The organism is Pseudothauera rhizosphaerae (genome assembly GCF_004801305.1).
Classification (GTDB): Bacteria; Pseudomonadota; Gammaproteobacteria; order Burkholderiales; family Rhodocyclaceae; genus Pseudothauera; species Pseudothauera rhizosphaerae.
Window position 1 is genome coordinate 51,833 of sequence record NZ_SSOD01000008.1, and the last position, 12,087, is coordinate 63,919.

At 67.8% G+C, this 12,087-nt stretch carries 12 protein-coding genes and 3 tRNA genes; 10 read left to right on the forward strand and 5 right to left on the reverse strand.

All coding sequences use genetic code 11. The features are described from left to right. Positions 1 to 5 precede the first annotated feature (5 nt). From nusA to pnp, 6 genes are all read left to right on the forward strand, one after another. Positions 6 to 1,481, forward strand: a complete 1,476-nt coding sequence (gene nusA, locus E6O51_RS11430; protein WP_136385124.1) for a transcription termination factor NusA — start codon at positions 6 to 8, stop codon at positions 1,479 to 1,481. Positions 1,482 to 1,494: 13 nt separating this feature from the next. Beyond that, entirely contained in the window at positions 1,495 to 4,221 is a 2,727-nt protein-coding gene (gene infB, locus E6O51_RS11435; RefSeq protein ID WP_136385125.1) for a translation initiation factor IF-2, read from the forward strand. A 2-nt stretch (positions 4,222 to 4,223) separates the two neighbouring features. Continuing rightward, positions 4,224 to 4,604: a 30S ribosome-binding factor RbfA gene (rbfA, locus tag E6O51_RS11440; protein WP_136385126.1), complete on the forward strand. Its 381-nt coding sequence runs from the start codon at positions 4,224 to 4,226 to the stop codon at positions 4,602 to 4,604. A 51-nt stretch (positions 4,605 to 4,655) separates the two neighbouring features. Then, on the forward strand, positions 4,656 to 5,573 hold the full coding sequence (gene truB, locus E6O51_RS11445; RefSeq protein WP_136385127.1) for a tRNA pseudouridine(55) synthase TruB: 918 nt from the start codon (positions 4,656 to 4,658) through the stop codon (positions 5,571 to 5,573). Positions 5,574 to 5,651: 78 nt separating this feature from the next. Further along, positions 5,652 to 5,921, forward strand: a complete 270-nt coding sequence (gene rpsO, locus E6O51_RS11450) for a 30S ribosomal protein S15 (protein WP_136385128.1) — start codon at positions 5,652 to 5,654, stop codon at positions 5,919 to 5,921. A gap of 170 nt (positions 5,922 to 6,091) precedes the next feature. Further along, positions 6,092 to 8,194, forward strand: coding sequence for a polyribonucleotide nucleotidyltransferase (gene pnp, locus E6O51_RS11455; protein ID WP_136385129.1), 2,103 nt, complete (start codon positions 6,092 to 6,094; stop codon positions 8,192 to 8,194). Positions 8,195 to 8,288: 94 nt separating this feature from the next. On the opposite strand, the gene dksA is transcribed toward pnp, so the two are convergent. Then, on the reverse strand, positions 8,289 to 8,714 hold the full coding sequence (dksA, locus tag E6O51_RS11460) for an RNA polymerase-binding protein DksA (protein ID WP_136385130.1): 426 nt from the start codon (positions 8,712 to 8,714) through the stop codon (positions 8,289 to 8,291). A gap of 181 nt (positions 8,715 to 8,895) precedes the next feature. Here dksA and E6O51_RS11465 point away from each other — a divergent pair. The 3 genes from E6O51_RS11465 (at position 8,896) to E6O51_RS11475 (ending at position 9,198) form a co-directional block, all read left to right on the forward strand. Further along, positions 8,896 to 8,972: transfer RNA gene (locus E6O51_RS11465), tRNA-Pro, on the forward strand. Between the two features lie 27 nt (positions 8,973 to 8,999). Then, positions 9,000 to 9,076: transfer RNA gene (locus tag E6O51_RS11470), tRNA-Arg, on the forward strand. A 46-nt stretch (positions 9,077 to 9,122) separates the two neighbouring features. Continuing rightward, a tRNA-His gene (locus tag E6O51_RS11475) sits at positions 9,123 to 9,198 on the forward strand. 57 nt (positions 9,199 to 9,255) lie between these two features. Here the strand turns inward: E6O51_RS11475 and E6O51_RS11480 are convergent. Next, complete coding sequence (locus E6O51_RS11480; protein WP_136385131.1) at positions 9,256 to 9,585, reverse strand: c-type cytochrome; 330 nt, start codon at positions 9,583 to 9,585, stop codon at positions 9,256 to 9,258. Between the two features lie 187 nt (positions 9,586 to 9,772). Between E6O51_RS11480 and E6O51_RS11485 the strand changes: the two genes are divergently transcribed. Next, positions 9,773 to 10,177 (forward strand): c-type cytochrome, encoded by a 405-nt coding sequence (locus tag E6O51_RS11485; protein WP_136385132.1) that lies wholly within the window; start codon positions 9,773 to 9,775, stop codon positions 10,175 to 10,177. Positions 10,178 to 10,256: 79 nt separating this feature from the next. Here the strand turns inward: E6O51_RS11485 and E6O51_RS11490 are convergent, their stop codons facing one another. Genes E6O51_RS11490 through E6O51_RS11505 form a run of 3 tightly spaced genes read right to left on the reverse strand, consistent with a single transcriptional unit; the run spans position 10,257 to position 12,077 of the window. Then, positions 10,257 to 10,883, reverse strand: coding sequence for a nitrous oxide reductase accessory protein NosL (locus E6O51_RS11490; protein ID WP_230976768.1), 627 nt, complete (start codon positions 10,881 to 10,883; stop codon positions 10,257 to 10,259). Then, positions 10,880 to 11,533, reverse strand: coding sequence for a hypothetical protein (locus E6O51_RS22250; protein ID WP_230976769.1), 654 nt, complete (start codon positions 11,531 to 11,533; stop codon positions 10,880 to 10,882). Before E6O51_RS22250 ends, E6O51_RS11490 begins: the two co-directional genes overlap by 4 nt. Before the next feature lie 4 nt (positions 11,534 to 11,537). Next, the gene (locus E6O51_RS11505; RefSeq protein ID WP_136385133.1) at positions 11,538 to 12,077 is read right to left on the reverse strand and encodes a nitrous oxide reductase accessory protein NosL; all 540 of its coding nucleotides are present in this window, start codon (positions 12,075 to 12,077) and stop codon (positions 11,538 to 11,540) included. Positions 12,078 to 12,087: the final 10 nt, after the last annotated feature.

The window sequence follows — 12,087 nt, forward strand, 5'->3', positions numbered from 1 at the left end:
AGGAAATGAGCCGCGAAATTCTGCTGCTTGTGGATGCCCTGGCCCGCGAGAAGAACGTCGCCAAGGACATCGTGTTCGCTGCGCTGGAGTCGGCGCTCGCCTCCGCGACCAAGAAGCGCATCCACGACGATGCCGACGTGGTGGTGCGCATCGACCGCGATACCGGCGATTACGAATCCGTGCGCCGCTGGGTGGTGATGCCCGACGAGGAAGTGACCAACGACGAAGCCGAGATGGGCATCATCGACGCCCGCGAGGTCAACGCGGACATCCAGCTCGGCGAGTACATCGAGGAGCCGCTGGAGCCCATCGACTTCGGCCGCATCGGCGCCCAGGCCGCCAAGCAGGTGATTCTGCAGAAGATCCGCGACGCCGAGCGCGAGCAGGTGCTCAACGACTTCCTGGAGCGCAAGGAATTCCTGGTCTCCGGCTCCATCAAGCGCATGGAGCGCGGCAACGCCATCATCGAGGTGGGCCGCATGGAAGCCGTGCTGCCCCGCGACCAGATGATCCCCAAGGAAAACCTGCGCGTGGGCGACCGCGTGAAGGCCTTCCTGCTGCGCATCGACCGCGGCGCCCGCGGCCCGCAATTGATCCTGTCGCGCACCGCGCCCGAATTCCTGATGAAGCTGTTCGAGCTGGAAGTGCCGGAAATCGAGGACGGCCTGCTGGAGATCAAGGCCTGCGCCCGCGACCCCGGCCTGCGCGCCAAGATCGCGGTCAAGTCCAACGACCCGCGCATCGATCCGATCGGCACCTGCGTGGGCCTGCGCGGCTCCCGCGTCACCGCGGTGCGCAACGAGATCGGCGGCGAGCAGATCGACATCATCGTGTGGGCGCAGGACCCGGCCCAGTTCGTCATCGCCGCGCTGCAGCCGGCGGAGGTGGTGTCCATCGTCGTCGATGAGGAAACCCACGCCATGGATGTGGTGGTAGACGAGAACAACCTCGCCATCGCCATCGGGCGCAGCGGCCAGAACGTCAAGCTCGCCTCCGAGCTGACCGGCTGGACCATCAACCTGATGAGCGAAGAGCAGTCGGCCGAGAAGTCCGAGCGCGAGCGTTCGGGCCTGCGCAGCCTGTTCATGAGCAAGCTGGACGTGGACGACGAGGTGGCCGACATCCTCATCGACGAGGGCTTCTCCTCGCTGGAGGAAATCGCCTACGTGCCGCTGGCGGAAATGCTCGAGATCGAAGCCTTCGACGAAGACACGGTGAACGAGCTGCGCAACCGCGCGCGCAACGTGCTGCTGACCGAGGCCATCGTCACCGAAGAGCAGTTGGAGAAGGTCTCCGACGATCTGCTCAGTCTCGAAGGCATGGACAAACCGCTTGCCGCGGAACTGGCGAGCAAGGGCATTCGCACCCGTGACGAACTGGCCGATCTCGCCGTAGATGAGCTAGTCGAACTTTCCGGGATAGACGAAGAGCGAGCCAAGGCGCTGATCTCCACGGCGCGCGCCCACTGGTTCGAGGAATGATGGGAGGGCATCGATGGAACAGATGAGCGTGACCCAGTTCGCCGGCGAACTGAAAATGCCGGCCGCGGTACTGCTCGAGCAGTTGCAGAAGGCGGGCGTCGACAAATCCGGCGCCAACGACCTGTTGAGCGAACAGGACAAGGCCCGGCTGCTCGAATACCTGCGCCGGGCGCACGGCGATACCGAGCCCAAGGGCAAGATCACTCTGACCCGCAAGCAGACCACCGAGATTCGCGCCACCGACTCCACCGGCCGCGCGCGCACGGTGCAGGTGGAAGTGCGCAAGAAGCGCACCTTCGTCAAGCGCGACGAGTTGCTGGCCGAAGCGCCGGCCGAAGAAGCTGCGGCCGTCGAGGAAGTGGCCGCTGCGCCGGTGCCCGAGGCGCCGGTCGCCGCACCCGAGCCGGAGCCGGCCCCCGTGGTCGCGGCCCAGGCCGAACCCGAACCCGCGCCGCAACCCGAACCCCAGGCCGAGCCCGAATCCGCGCCCGCCGCCGTGGCCGAAGAACCCCCCCGGCCTGCTGCGCCGGTATCCATCACCACGCTGCTGAGCGACGAAGAACGCGCCGTGCGCGAAACCGAAGCGCGCCGCCAGCGCGAGCTGCTGGAACGCCAGGCCGCGGACATCCGCGCCCGCCAGGAACGGGAGGCCGCCGCGCGTGCGGCGGCCGAGGCGCGCAAGCAGGAAGAGGAAGCCCGTGCCCGTGCCGAAGCCGAAAAGGCGGCCGAGGAGCCGAAGGCCGCCAAGGGGCCCAGCGGCACCCTGCACCGTCCGGCCAAGGTCGAGGAAAAGGGTGCCAAGGATGCCAAGCGTGGCGGCGCGCGTGACGCGCGCGAAGCCGAAAGCGCCAAGCGCCGCGGCCTCAAGACCCGCGGCGAGGTCGGCGGCGGTGCCGGCTGGAAGGGCGCCAAGGGCGGCGGCCGGCACGGCTCCCGCCACGCGCCGGAAGAGCGCTCCGGTTTCCAGGCGCCCACCGAACCGGTGGTGCGCGAAGTGCACGTGCCCGAAACCATCACCGTGGCCGACCTGGCGCACAAGATGGCGGTCAAGGCCACGGAGGTCATCAAGGCCCTGATGAAGATGGGCTCCATGGTGACCATCAACCAGGTGCTGGACCAGGAAACCGCGATGATCATCGTCGAGGAGATGGGCCACAAGGCCATGGCCGCCAAGCTCGACGACCCGGACGCCTTCCTGGAGGAAAGCGCCGAGCTGAAGGACGCCGAGCTCAAGCCGCGTGCCCCCGTGGTGACCGTCATGGGCCACGTGGACCACGGCAAGACCTCGCTCCTCGACTACATCCGCCGCGCCAAGGTGGCCGCCGGCGAACACGGCGGCATCACCCAGCACATCGGCGCGTACCACGTCGAGACCGACCGCGGCATGCTGACCTTCCTGGACACCCCGGGCCACGAGGCCTTCACGGCCATGCGTGCCCGCGGCGCCAAGGCCACCGACATCGTGGTGCTGGTGGTCGCGGCCGATGACGGCGTGATGCCCCAGACCCGCGAAGCCATCCACCACGCCCACGCCGCCGGCGTGCCGCTGGTGGTGGCGGTGAACAAGATCGACAAGCCCGAAGCCAACCCGGAACGCGTCAAGCAGGAACTGGTGGCCGAGAGCGTGGTGCCGGAAGAGTACGGCGGCGAGGTGATGTTCGTGCCCGTGTCCGCCAAGACCGGCGCCGGCATCGATCAATTGCTCGAATCCATCCTGCTGCAGGCCGAAGTGCTGGAGCTGAAGGCGCCGGACGACACCCCGGCCAAGGGCATCATCATCGAAGCCCGCCTGGACAAGGGCCGCGGCCCGGTGGCCACGCTGCTGGTGCAGTCCGGCACGCTCAGGAAGGGTGACGTGCTGCTGGTGGGCGGCACCTTCGGCCGCATCCGCGCGATGCTGGACGAGAACGGCAAGGCCGTCGACGAAGCGGGCCCGTCCATCCCGGTCGAAATCCTCGGCCTGTCGGACGTGCCGGGCGCCGGCGACGAGGCCATCGTGTTGGCGGACGAGAAGAAGGCACGCGAGATCGCGCTCTTCCGCCAGGGCAAGTTCCGCGACGTCAAGCTCGCCAAGCAGCAGGCCGCCAAGCTGGAAAGCATGCTCGAACAGATGGCCGAAGGCGAGGTCAAGACCTTGCCGCTCATCGTCAAGGCCGACGTGCAGGGCTCCCAGGAAGCGCTGGTGCATGCGCTCAACAAGCTGTCCACCGACGAGGTGCGGGTCAACGTCATCCACGGCGCGGTCGGCGCCATCTCGGAATCCGACGTGAACCTGGCCCAGGCTTCCGGCGCGGTCATCATCGGCTTCAACACCCGCGCCGATGCCGGTGCGCGCAAGCTGGCCGAGACCTTCGGCGTGGACATCCGCTACTACAACATCATCTACGACGCCGTGGATGAGGTGAAGGCGGCCCTGTCCGGCATGCTGGCGCCCGAGAAGCGCGAGGAGATCATCGGCCTGGTGGAGATCCGCCAGGTGTTCAACATCTCCCGGGTCGGCGCGGTGGCCGGCTGCTACGTGCTCGAAGGCCTGGTCAGGCGCGGCTCCTCCGCGCGCCTGCTGCGCGACCATGTGGTGGTGTGGAGCGGCGAACTCGACTCGCTCAAGCGCTTCAAGGACGACGTCAAGGAAGTCAAGTCCGGCTACGAATGCGGTCTGCAGCTCAAGAACTTCAACGACATCCAGGAAGGCGATCAGCTCGAGATATTCGAGGTGCGTGAAGTCGCCCGGACGCTCTGACGATGCCAAAGGAGTTTTCCCGCAGCCAGCGCGTGGCGGAGCAGATCCGCCGCGAGCTGGCCGAGCTGATCCGGCTGGAGGTGAAGGACCCGCGCGTCGGCTTCATCTCGCTGACCGACGTGGAGATCACGCCCGACTACGCCCACGCCAAGGTGTATTTCACCTCCATGAGCGGCGAGGAAGGGCTGGACGAGATCCTCGCCGGCCTGCGCCGGGCGAGCGGCTTCCTGCGCCGCGAGCTGGGCCGGCGGGTACGCATCCATACCACGCCGGAACTGCACTTCCATTACGACAAGTCGCTGGAGCAGGGCAGCCGCCTGTCCCGCCTCATCGACGACGCGGTGCGCGAGGACGAAGCGCGCCACGACAAGAAGGAAGACTGACTCCGCCGGCCCTGCCGGCGGAGCCCTTCCGCTTTCTCCGCTGCTCCCACCATGCAATTCCGCCACAAGCGCCGCCCGGTCGACGGCGTCCTGCTGCTCGACAAGCCGCAGGGCCTGAGCTCCAACACCACGCTGCAGAAGGCCCGCCGCCTGCTCGAAGCCGCCAAGGCCGGCCACACCGGCACGCTGGACCCGATGGCCACGGGCCTGCTGCCGCTCACCTTCGGCGAGGCCACCAAGTTCTCGCAGATGCTGCTCGACGCCGACAAAACCTACGAGGCCGAGGTGCGCCTGGGGGTGGAGACCGACACCGGCGACGCCGAAGGGCAGGTTGTCGCCACGGCTCCGGTGGTGGTAGACGAGGCCGCGGTGCAGGCCGCCCTGGCGCGCTTCCGCGGTGAGATCGAGCAGATTCCGCCCATGCACTCCGCCCTCAAGCGCGACGGCAAGCCGCTCTACGAATACGCCCGCGCCGGCATCGAGGTGGAGCGCAAGGCGCGCACGGTGACCATCCACGAACTCGAACTGCTCGCCTTCGCCGGCGACAGCTTCCGCATTCGGGTGGCCTGCAGCAAGGGCACCTACATCCGCACCCTGGCCATGGACCTCGGCCGGGCGCTGGGCTGCGGCGCGCATCTGGCCGCGCTGCGCCGCACCCGCATCGGTCCTTTCGGCGTCGATCGGGCGGTCACGCTGGACGCGCTCGCAGCGGCGCCGGAAGGCGAGGCGCGCGACGCGCTGCTGGCGCCGGTCGATGCGCTCGTCGCCCACCTGCCGGCGCTCGAACTCGATCCGGCCGCCGCCGCGGCGCTGCTGCAGGGGCGCCGCCTTCCGCTGCCGGGGACTTCGGCCGGACTGCTGCGCCTCTACGGGGCAGGACGCTTCCTGGGACTGGGCGAAACCGACGGCCAGGGCAGCCTGTTGCCCAAACGCCTCGTCGCCACCGGCGAGGCCGGTACCACCGCATGATTTCGATTGAGTTCCTGGCGCGGCGTGGGCTATAATCCGCCGCTTCTGATTGACAGAAATGAACGAGTAAACACGCACATGGCTCTCGATACCACTACCAAGGCGCAAGTCGTTGCCGATTACCAGCGCGCTCAGGGCGATACCGGCTCCCCGGAAGTCCAGGTGGCTCTGCTCACCACGCGCATCAACGGCCTCACCGGCCACTTCAAGGCCAACGCCAAGGATCATCACTCCCGCCGTGGCCTGCTCAAGATGGTCAGCCGCCGTCGCAAGCTGCTGGACTACCTGAAGCGCACCAACGCCGACAGCTATCGCAACCTGATCGAGCGTCTGGGCCTGCGCAAGTAAGCCGCCGGTCGTGACGAGTCCGACAGCGCCGAATTCGGCCGCTTAGCCAGCAAAGCCGGGACGTGCCCATGCGGGCCGGCCCGGCTTTGTCGCATTGGCCCAAACACTCGCGCCTCGGACACCCATCCAAGCAGTTGTAGTCCGCTGCACCAACAAGAAAGGAATTCCCCTTGCCTAACGCCATCAAGAAAACCTTCGCCTACGGCGCCCATACCGTCACCCTCGAAACCGGCGAAGTCGCTCGCCAGGCCGGCGGTGCCGTCATCGTCAACATGGACGACACCGTGGTGCTCGCCACCGTGGTCGCCGCCAAGGACGCCAAGCCGGGCCAGGACTTCTTCCCGCTCACCGTCGATTACGTCGAAAAGTTCTACGCCGCGGGCCGCATTCCCGGCGGCTTCTTCAAGCGCGAAGGCCGTCCGAGCGAGAAGGAAATCCTCACCTCGCGCCTGATCGACCGCCCCATCCGCCCGCTCTTCCCGGACGGCTTCTACAACGAAGTGCAGATCATCGTCACGGTGCTGTCGCTGAACCCCGAGGTCGACCCGGACATCCCGGCGATGATCGGCGCCTCGGCCGCGCTGGCGATCTCCGGTGTGCCCTTCAACGGCCCCATCGGCGCCGCGCGCGTGGGCTATGCCGACGGCCAGTACCTGCTCAACCCGACCGCCGAACAGCTCAAGACCAGTCAGTTGAACCTGGTCGTGGCCGGCACCGAAACCGCGGTGCTGATGGTCGAATCGGAAGCCGAGGAGCTGTCCGAGGCGGTCATGCTGGGCGCCGTGGTCTACGGCCACGAGCAGATGCAGCACGCCATCCGCGCCATCAACGAACTGGTGGAAGTGGCCGGCAAGCCCGAGTGGGACTGGCAGCCGCCGCCCGCCAATGAGGCGCTGATCGCCCGCATCACCGAACTGGCGCGCGCCGACCTGGAGCAGGCCTTCAACATCACCAGCAAGCAGGCGCGCAGCGCACGGCTGGGCGAGATCGAGAAGAACGTCATCACCGCGCTGACCGAAGGCGTGGAGAACGCGCCCTCGGTCAACGAGATCAAGGACATCTTCTTCGGCCTCGAATCGAACATCGTGCGCAGCCGCATCCTCAACGGCGAGCCGCGCATCGACGGGCGCGACACGCGCACCGTGCGCCCCATCGACATCCGTGTCGGCGTGCTGCCGCGCACCCACGGTTCGGCGCTGTTCACCCGTGGCGAAACCCAGGCCCTGGTGGTCGCCACCCTGGGCACCGGGCGCGACGAGCAGATCATCGACGCCATCGCTGGCGAGTACCGCGAAAACTTCCTGCTGCACTACAACTTCCCGCCGTTCTGCACCGGCGAGACCGGCCGCTTCGGCGTCACCAAGCGCCGCGAAGTCGGCCACGGCCGCCTGGCCAAGCGCGCGCTGATCGCCGCACTGCCCGCCGACGAGGAGTTCAGCTACACCATCCGCCTGGTGTCCGAGATCACCGAATCCAACGGCTCCAGTTCCATGGCCTCCGTGTGCGGCGGCTCGCTCGCGCTGATGGACGCCGGCGTGCCGATGAAGGCGCACGTGGCCGGCATCGCCATGGGCCTGATCAAGGAAGGCAACCGCTTCGCGGTGCTGACCGACATCCTCGGCGACGAGGACCACCTGGGCGACATGGACTTCAAGGTGGCCGGTACCGACAACGGCGTCACCGCGCTGCAGATGGACATCAAGATCCAGGGCATCACCAAGGAAATCATGCAGGTTGCCCTGGCCCAGGCCGGCGAGGGCCGCCGCCACATCCTGGAAAAGATGAAGACGGCGCTCGGTTCGCACCGCGGCGAGGTCTCCGAGTTCGCCCCGCGCATGATCACCATGAAGATCAACCCGGAGAAGATCCGCGACGTGATCGGCAAGGGCGGTGCGGTGATCCGTGGGCTGCAGGAAGAAACCGGCACCGTCATCGAGATCGAGGACGACGGCAGCATCACCATTTCGTCGGTCTCCTCCGAGGGCGCGCAGCAGGCGAAAGCGCGCATCGAGGACATCACGGCCGAAGTCGAGGTGGGCAAGGTCTACGAAGGCACCGTCGTGCGTCTGCTCGACTTCGGTGCCATCGTGAACATCCTGCCGGGCCGTGACGGCCTGCTGCACGTGTCGCAGATCGCCAACGAGCGCGTGAACAACGTCTCCGACTACGTCAAGGAAGGCCAGGTGGTGCGCGTCAAGGTGCTGGAAACCGACGAGCGCGGCAAGATCCGCCTTTCCATGAAGGCGCTGCTGGAGCCGCAGAACGCGGGCTGATCCGCTCTCGTGCAGCAGCAAAAAGGGACGCCGCGGCGTCCCTTTTTTCTTGCCGGCCCGCGCTGCAGGCCGGCGCCTTGAGAGGAGAAGATTCTTACTTGGCGACCTGGCGCTCGCGCATTTCTTCCAGTGTCTTGCAGTCGATGCACAGCGTGGCGGTGGGGCGGGCTTCCAGGCGCTTCAGGCCGATCTCCACGCCGCAACTGTCGCAGTAGCCGTATTCGCCGTCGTTGATGCGGCCGATCGCCTCGTCGATCTTCTTGATCAGCTTGCGTTCGCGGTCGCGGTTGCGCAGTTCCAGCGCAATGTCCGATTCTTGGCTGGCGCGGTCGTTGGGGTCGGCGAACACGGTGGCTTCGTCCTGCAGAGTGTGCACCGTGCGCTCGATGTCCTCCATCAGTTCGCGCTTGAGCGTTTCGAGGATGCCGCGGAAGTGCGCCAACTGATTCTCGCTCATGTAGTCCTCACCTTTGGCGGGAACGTAAGGCGGGAACTGTTTGTGCAGGGTTTCTTCTGCCATGACTACGACTTCCGTGATTGGAGGGAAGCGACTTAATAGCAGAAACACCCTGTCCGGGCAAGCCGTTCGATGGTGCCGGAAATGCACTCCGGGGCGGGCAGACGCGCCCGTCCGACGGGGCTGGAAAGGGTGCGGGAGGTGTTTGACGGAGGTCGGGCGAGTGTGTATGATTCGCCGCTCTCGGGGTGTAGCGCAGTCCGGTAGCGCGCTTGCTTTGGGAGCAAGATGTCGGGGGTTCGAATCCCTCCACCCCGACCAGCTCACCCCCGGATGCCCGCATGGAATCTGCCCGTAGCTCAATTGGATAGAGCACCGGCCTTCTAAGCCGGGGGTTGCAGGTTCGATCCCTGCCGGGCAGGCCAGAGTGAAAGTTTCCGGGCCGCGGCGTATGCCGAGGTCCTGATGGTGGCGGCATTAGCTCAGTTGGTAGAGCGTTGGATTGTGGCTCCAAAGGTCACCGGTTCGAAACCGGTATGTCGCCCCAAGCATCCCCAACGGCCAGTTCGTCGAACTGGCCGTTTTTCGTGCACCTGCACCAGGCTCAGAGGCCGAGGATCCACTTTACCGCGGCGTCGGCGTCGGCCTCGCTGATGTTGGGCGAGGGCGGCATCGGTGCCTGCCCCCACAGTTTGGCGTCGGAACCCTTGCGCACGCGCTCGGACAGCACCGGCAGTGCGCCGGTCTTGTCGTCGGCATAGCGCGTGGCGATCTCGGTGTAGGCCGGGCCGACCACGGTGCGTCCGGCCAGCAGATGGCAGACGGTGCAATTGTGGGCTTTGAAGATGGCCGCGACTTCGGGCGGCGGGTTGGCCGCGGCGCCGAGCGGGGTGAGACAGGCGGCCAGTGCCATGGTTTGCAGGATGCGTCGCATGGGAATCCTCGTTGTTGTCGCAGCGCAGGAAGTGTAGCCGAGCCCGGCGGCGGCCGTCACATGCGCAGGGCGGTGCGGCGGTGTTTGCGGAATTGACGGGGGTCAATCAAACTGCCGGCACGCCTCGCTAGCATTGCCGACGTCGGCCGTAGTGGTACGGCCATCCCCGACAGATCTGGAGACTCCCATGAAAATCAGAACCCTTGGCATTGCCGCTTCGCTTGCCGTCCTGCTGGCGGCCTGCGGCCAGGACGCACCCCCGCCGGCGGCGCCCGCCAGCGCGCCGGCACCGGTGGCGGCTGCGCCCGCACCCGCGCCTGCTCCGGCGCAACCGCAGAACGCGGTCGGCGAGAGCGTCTACAAGAAGACCTGCGCGCTCTGTCATGCCGCCGGCGTGGCCGGCGCGCCCAAGCTCCGCGACAAGGCCGATTGGGGCCCGCGTCTGGCGCAGGGCAATGATACCCTGTACAAGCATGCGATCGAAGGCTTCACCGGCGAGAAGGGCATGATGCCGCCGCGTGGCGGCGGCGCCTCGCTGTCCGACGACGAGGTGAAGGCGGCGGTGGACTACATGGCCGCCTCGGCGCAGTAAGGAAGGACCGCTCTGGCCGGGAAACCGGCGGAACAGGCGAAGCAGGGGAGCCGGATCGGCTCCCCTGCTCTTTTGTGTCTCAGTCGGCGTGGTTGACGGCACGCAGCGCAGCGATGCGCTCCGGCGTGATGTCGGCGAAGCCGATGACCTCGCCGCCGTTCGCCCGGGCGAAGGCGGCGGCCGCCTCCACACCGGCGAAGGCCGGCAGATTGGCGACCCGCATCGGCCCGCGGGCGGCCGAGTCGATGACGAAACGGGCCTCCCGGGCGGGGATCCAGCCGCCGGCGGCGAAGTCGGTGACGTAGAGCGCGGCTACGGTGTCGGCCTTGCGTTCCGGGTCGTAGCGCTCGGTGTCTTCCAGGAAGATGAACAGGCCGACCGGCGAGTCGAAGAAGTGCGCCGCGCCGTCGGCGAAGATGATCTGGGCGGCCCACTGCGGGTGGCGCGCCGGGTACATGCCGCATACCGGGCAGCGCACCTCGGCCGGCACCGGGCGCGCCGCGTGGATGGGCAGGCCGGAGTCCGGGTTCCACGGCATGGCCGGGGCGACCCGCGCCGGCGGCACGATGCACACGTCTTCCGCCGGCGGCACGAAGTCGACCGCATGCGGTGCGCTGCGCGGCAGCATGGCCAGGCCGAGCCCGAGGCCGAAGCATGCTACGGCCACGGAACCGAGTACTCGCGGCGACCTCACCAGGGCGTTCATGACTGGTCGGTGAGCAGCGGGTCGCCCAGCAGGGCCGCGATCACCGCCTGCAGGTTCTCCCACGGCGGCAGGCCGGGGCGGGTGAGGGGATCGTCCACTACCCGGCCGTCGGGCCGGTGCAGGTGCTGTGGCCCGCTGGCGATGCCGCGGTGGCCGGGCGCGGTGTCGATGCCCAGTTCCAGGCCGTCCGGCGTTCTCCAGCGCAGGGAGTAGTCCAGCGGCGAGGCGCAGGACACGGTGAGTTCCACGCCGTTGGTGAGGCGCAGCAGCAGGGCGTCCTGGCGCAATTCGGGCGGGGTGGCGAGGCGGCCGCCGACCTCGGCCGCGAGCGCCTCGCGCAGCGCCAGGTGGGGCGCTGAGGGCGCCTCGATGCGGGCGTCGCCGTCCTTCAGCCGTGCGGCCATCAGGCTGCGCGCGGTGCTGCGCGTGTCGTCCAGGATGCGCACGGCGAGGTAGTGTTCCCAGGCCGGATGTTCGCTGTCGCTGGCGGCGGCCAGCGCGGCGATGCGGGCTAGCAGTTCGGCGGGATCGTCGGTGCGGTACTGCTCCAGGATCAGCCGGCGGTGTTCGCGCGCCTCGTACATGATGCGCGCGAGCTGTTCGACTTCGGCGGCCCGTTCGGGCTCCAGGGCTTCGAAGAGCGGTTCCATGGGCTCACATCCTCTGGTCGTGGAGGGCGCCGCCGTCCAGCACCACCATGTCCGGCGTGACCTCGGCGAAGCGCAGCACCTTGCCGCCGAATTCCGTGGCGAACCTGCGCGCGTCGGCCTCCTCGGCGAAGGAGGCGATGGTCGGCCCCATGGAGCCGTGGCGGCGCGAACCGGCCACGTACCAGGCGCCGTGGGCGTCGATCCAGTGCCCCTCCGGCGCGTCCCAGTTCGCCTTGCCCATGTCCTGCACGTACAGGCCGCGCACGGCGCGCACCTGCTCGGGATTCAGGTAGATGGAGAACATCTCCACCGTGTCGCAGAAGAAGTCGGGCTCGGCGCGGCCCTCGTAGTGGATCTGCGCCTTGGGGCCGGGGTAGTCGGCGAGCAGCATGCCGTCCAGCGCGCACGAGGTGCTGCGGTCGATCTCGACCGGCACCAGCGCGCCGCCGCCCTCCGGCGAGCGTCCGCAGGCGGCCAGCAGGCCGGAGGCGGCGCCGGCCAGCAGCAGGCGCCGGCGGTTGATGCAGTGGTGATGGGTACACATGGGTTTTCTC

What these genes read in the sequence shown, in the direction of transcription:
- nusA (WP_136385124.1), top strand. Translation starts at nt 6, where the DNA reads ATGAGCCGCGAAATTCTGCTGCTTGTGGATGCCCTGGCCCGCGAGAAG.
- infB (WP_136385125.1), top strand. Translation starts at nt 1,495, where the DNA reads ATGGAACAGATGAGCGTGACCCAGTTCGCCGGCGAACTGAAAATGCCG.
- rbfA (WP_136385126.1), top strand. Translation starts at nt 4,224, where the DNA reads ATGCCAAAGGAGTTTTCCCGCAGCCAGCGCGTGGCGGAGCAGATCCGC.
- truB (WP_136385127.1), top strand. Translation starts at nt 4,656, where the DNA reads ATGCAATTCCGCCACAAGCGCCGCCCGGTCGACGGCGTCCTGCTGCTC.
- rpsO (WP_136385128.1), top strand. Translation starts at nt 5,652, where the DNA reads ATGGCTCTCGATACCACTACCAAGGCGCAAGTCGTTGCCGATTACCAG.
- dksA (WP_136385130.1), bottom strand. Translation starts at nt 8,714, where the DNA reads ATGGCAGAAGAAACCCTGCACAAACAGTTCCCGCCTTACGTTCCCGCC.
- E6O51_RS11480 (WP_136385131.1), bottom strand. Translation starts at nt 9,585, where the DNA reads ATGCGACGCATCCTGCAAACCATGGCACTGGCCGCCTGTCTCACCCCG.
- E6O51_RS11485 (WP_136385132.1), top strand. Translation starts at nt 9,773, where the DNA reads ATGAAAATCAGAACCCTTGGCATTGCCGCTTCGCTTGCCGTCCTGCTG.
- E6O51_RS11490 (WP_230976768.1), bottom strand. Translation starts at nt 10,883, where the DNA reads ATGAACGCCCTGGTGAGGTCGCCGCGAGTACTCGGTTCCGTGGCCGTA.
- E6O51_RS22250 (WP_230976769.1), bottom strand. Translation starts at nt 11,533, where the DNA reads ATGGAACCGCTCTTCGAAGCCCTGGAGCCCGAACGGGCCGCCGAAGTC.
- E6O51_RS11505 (WP_136385133.1), bottom strand. Translation starts at nt 12,077, where the DNA reads ATGTGTACCCATCACCACTGCATCAACCGCCGGCGCCTGCTGCTGGCC.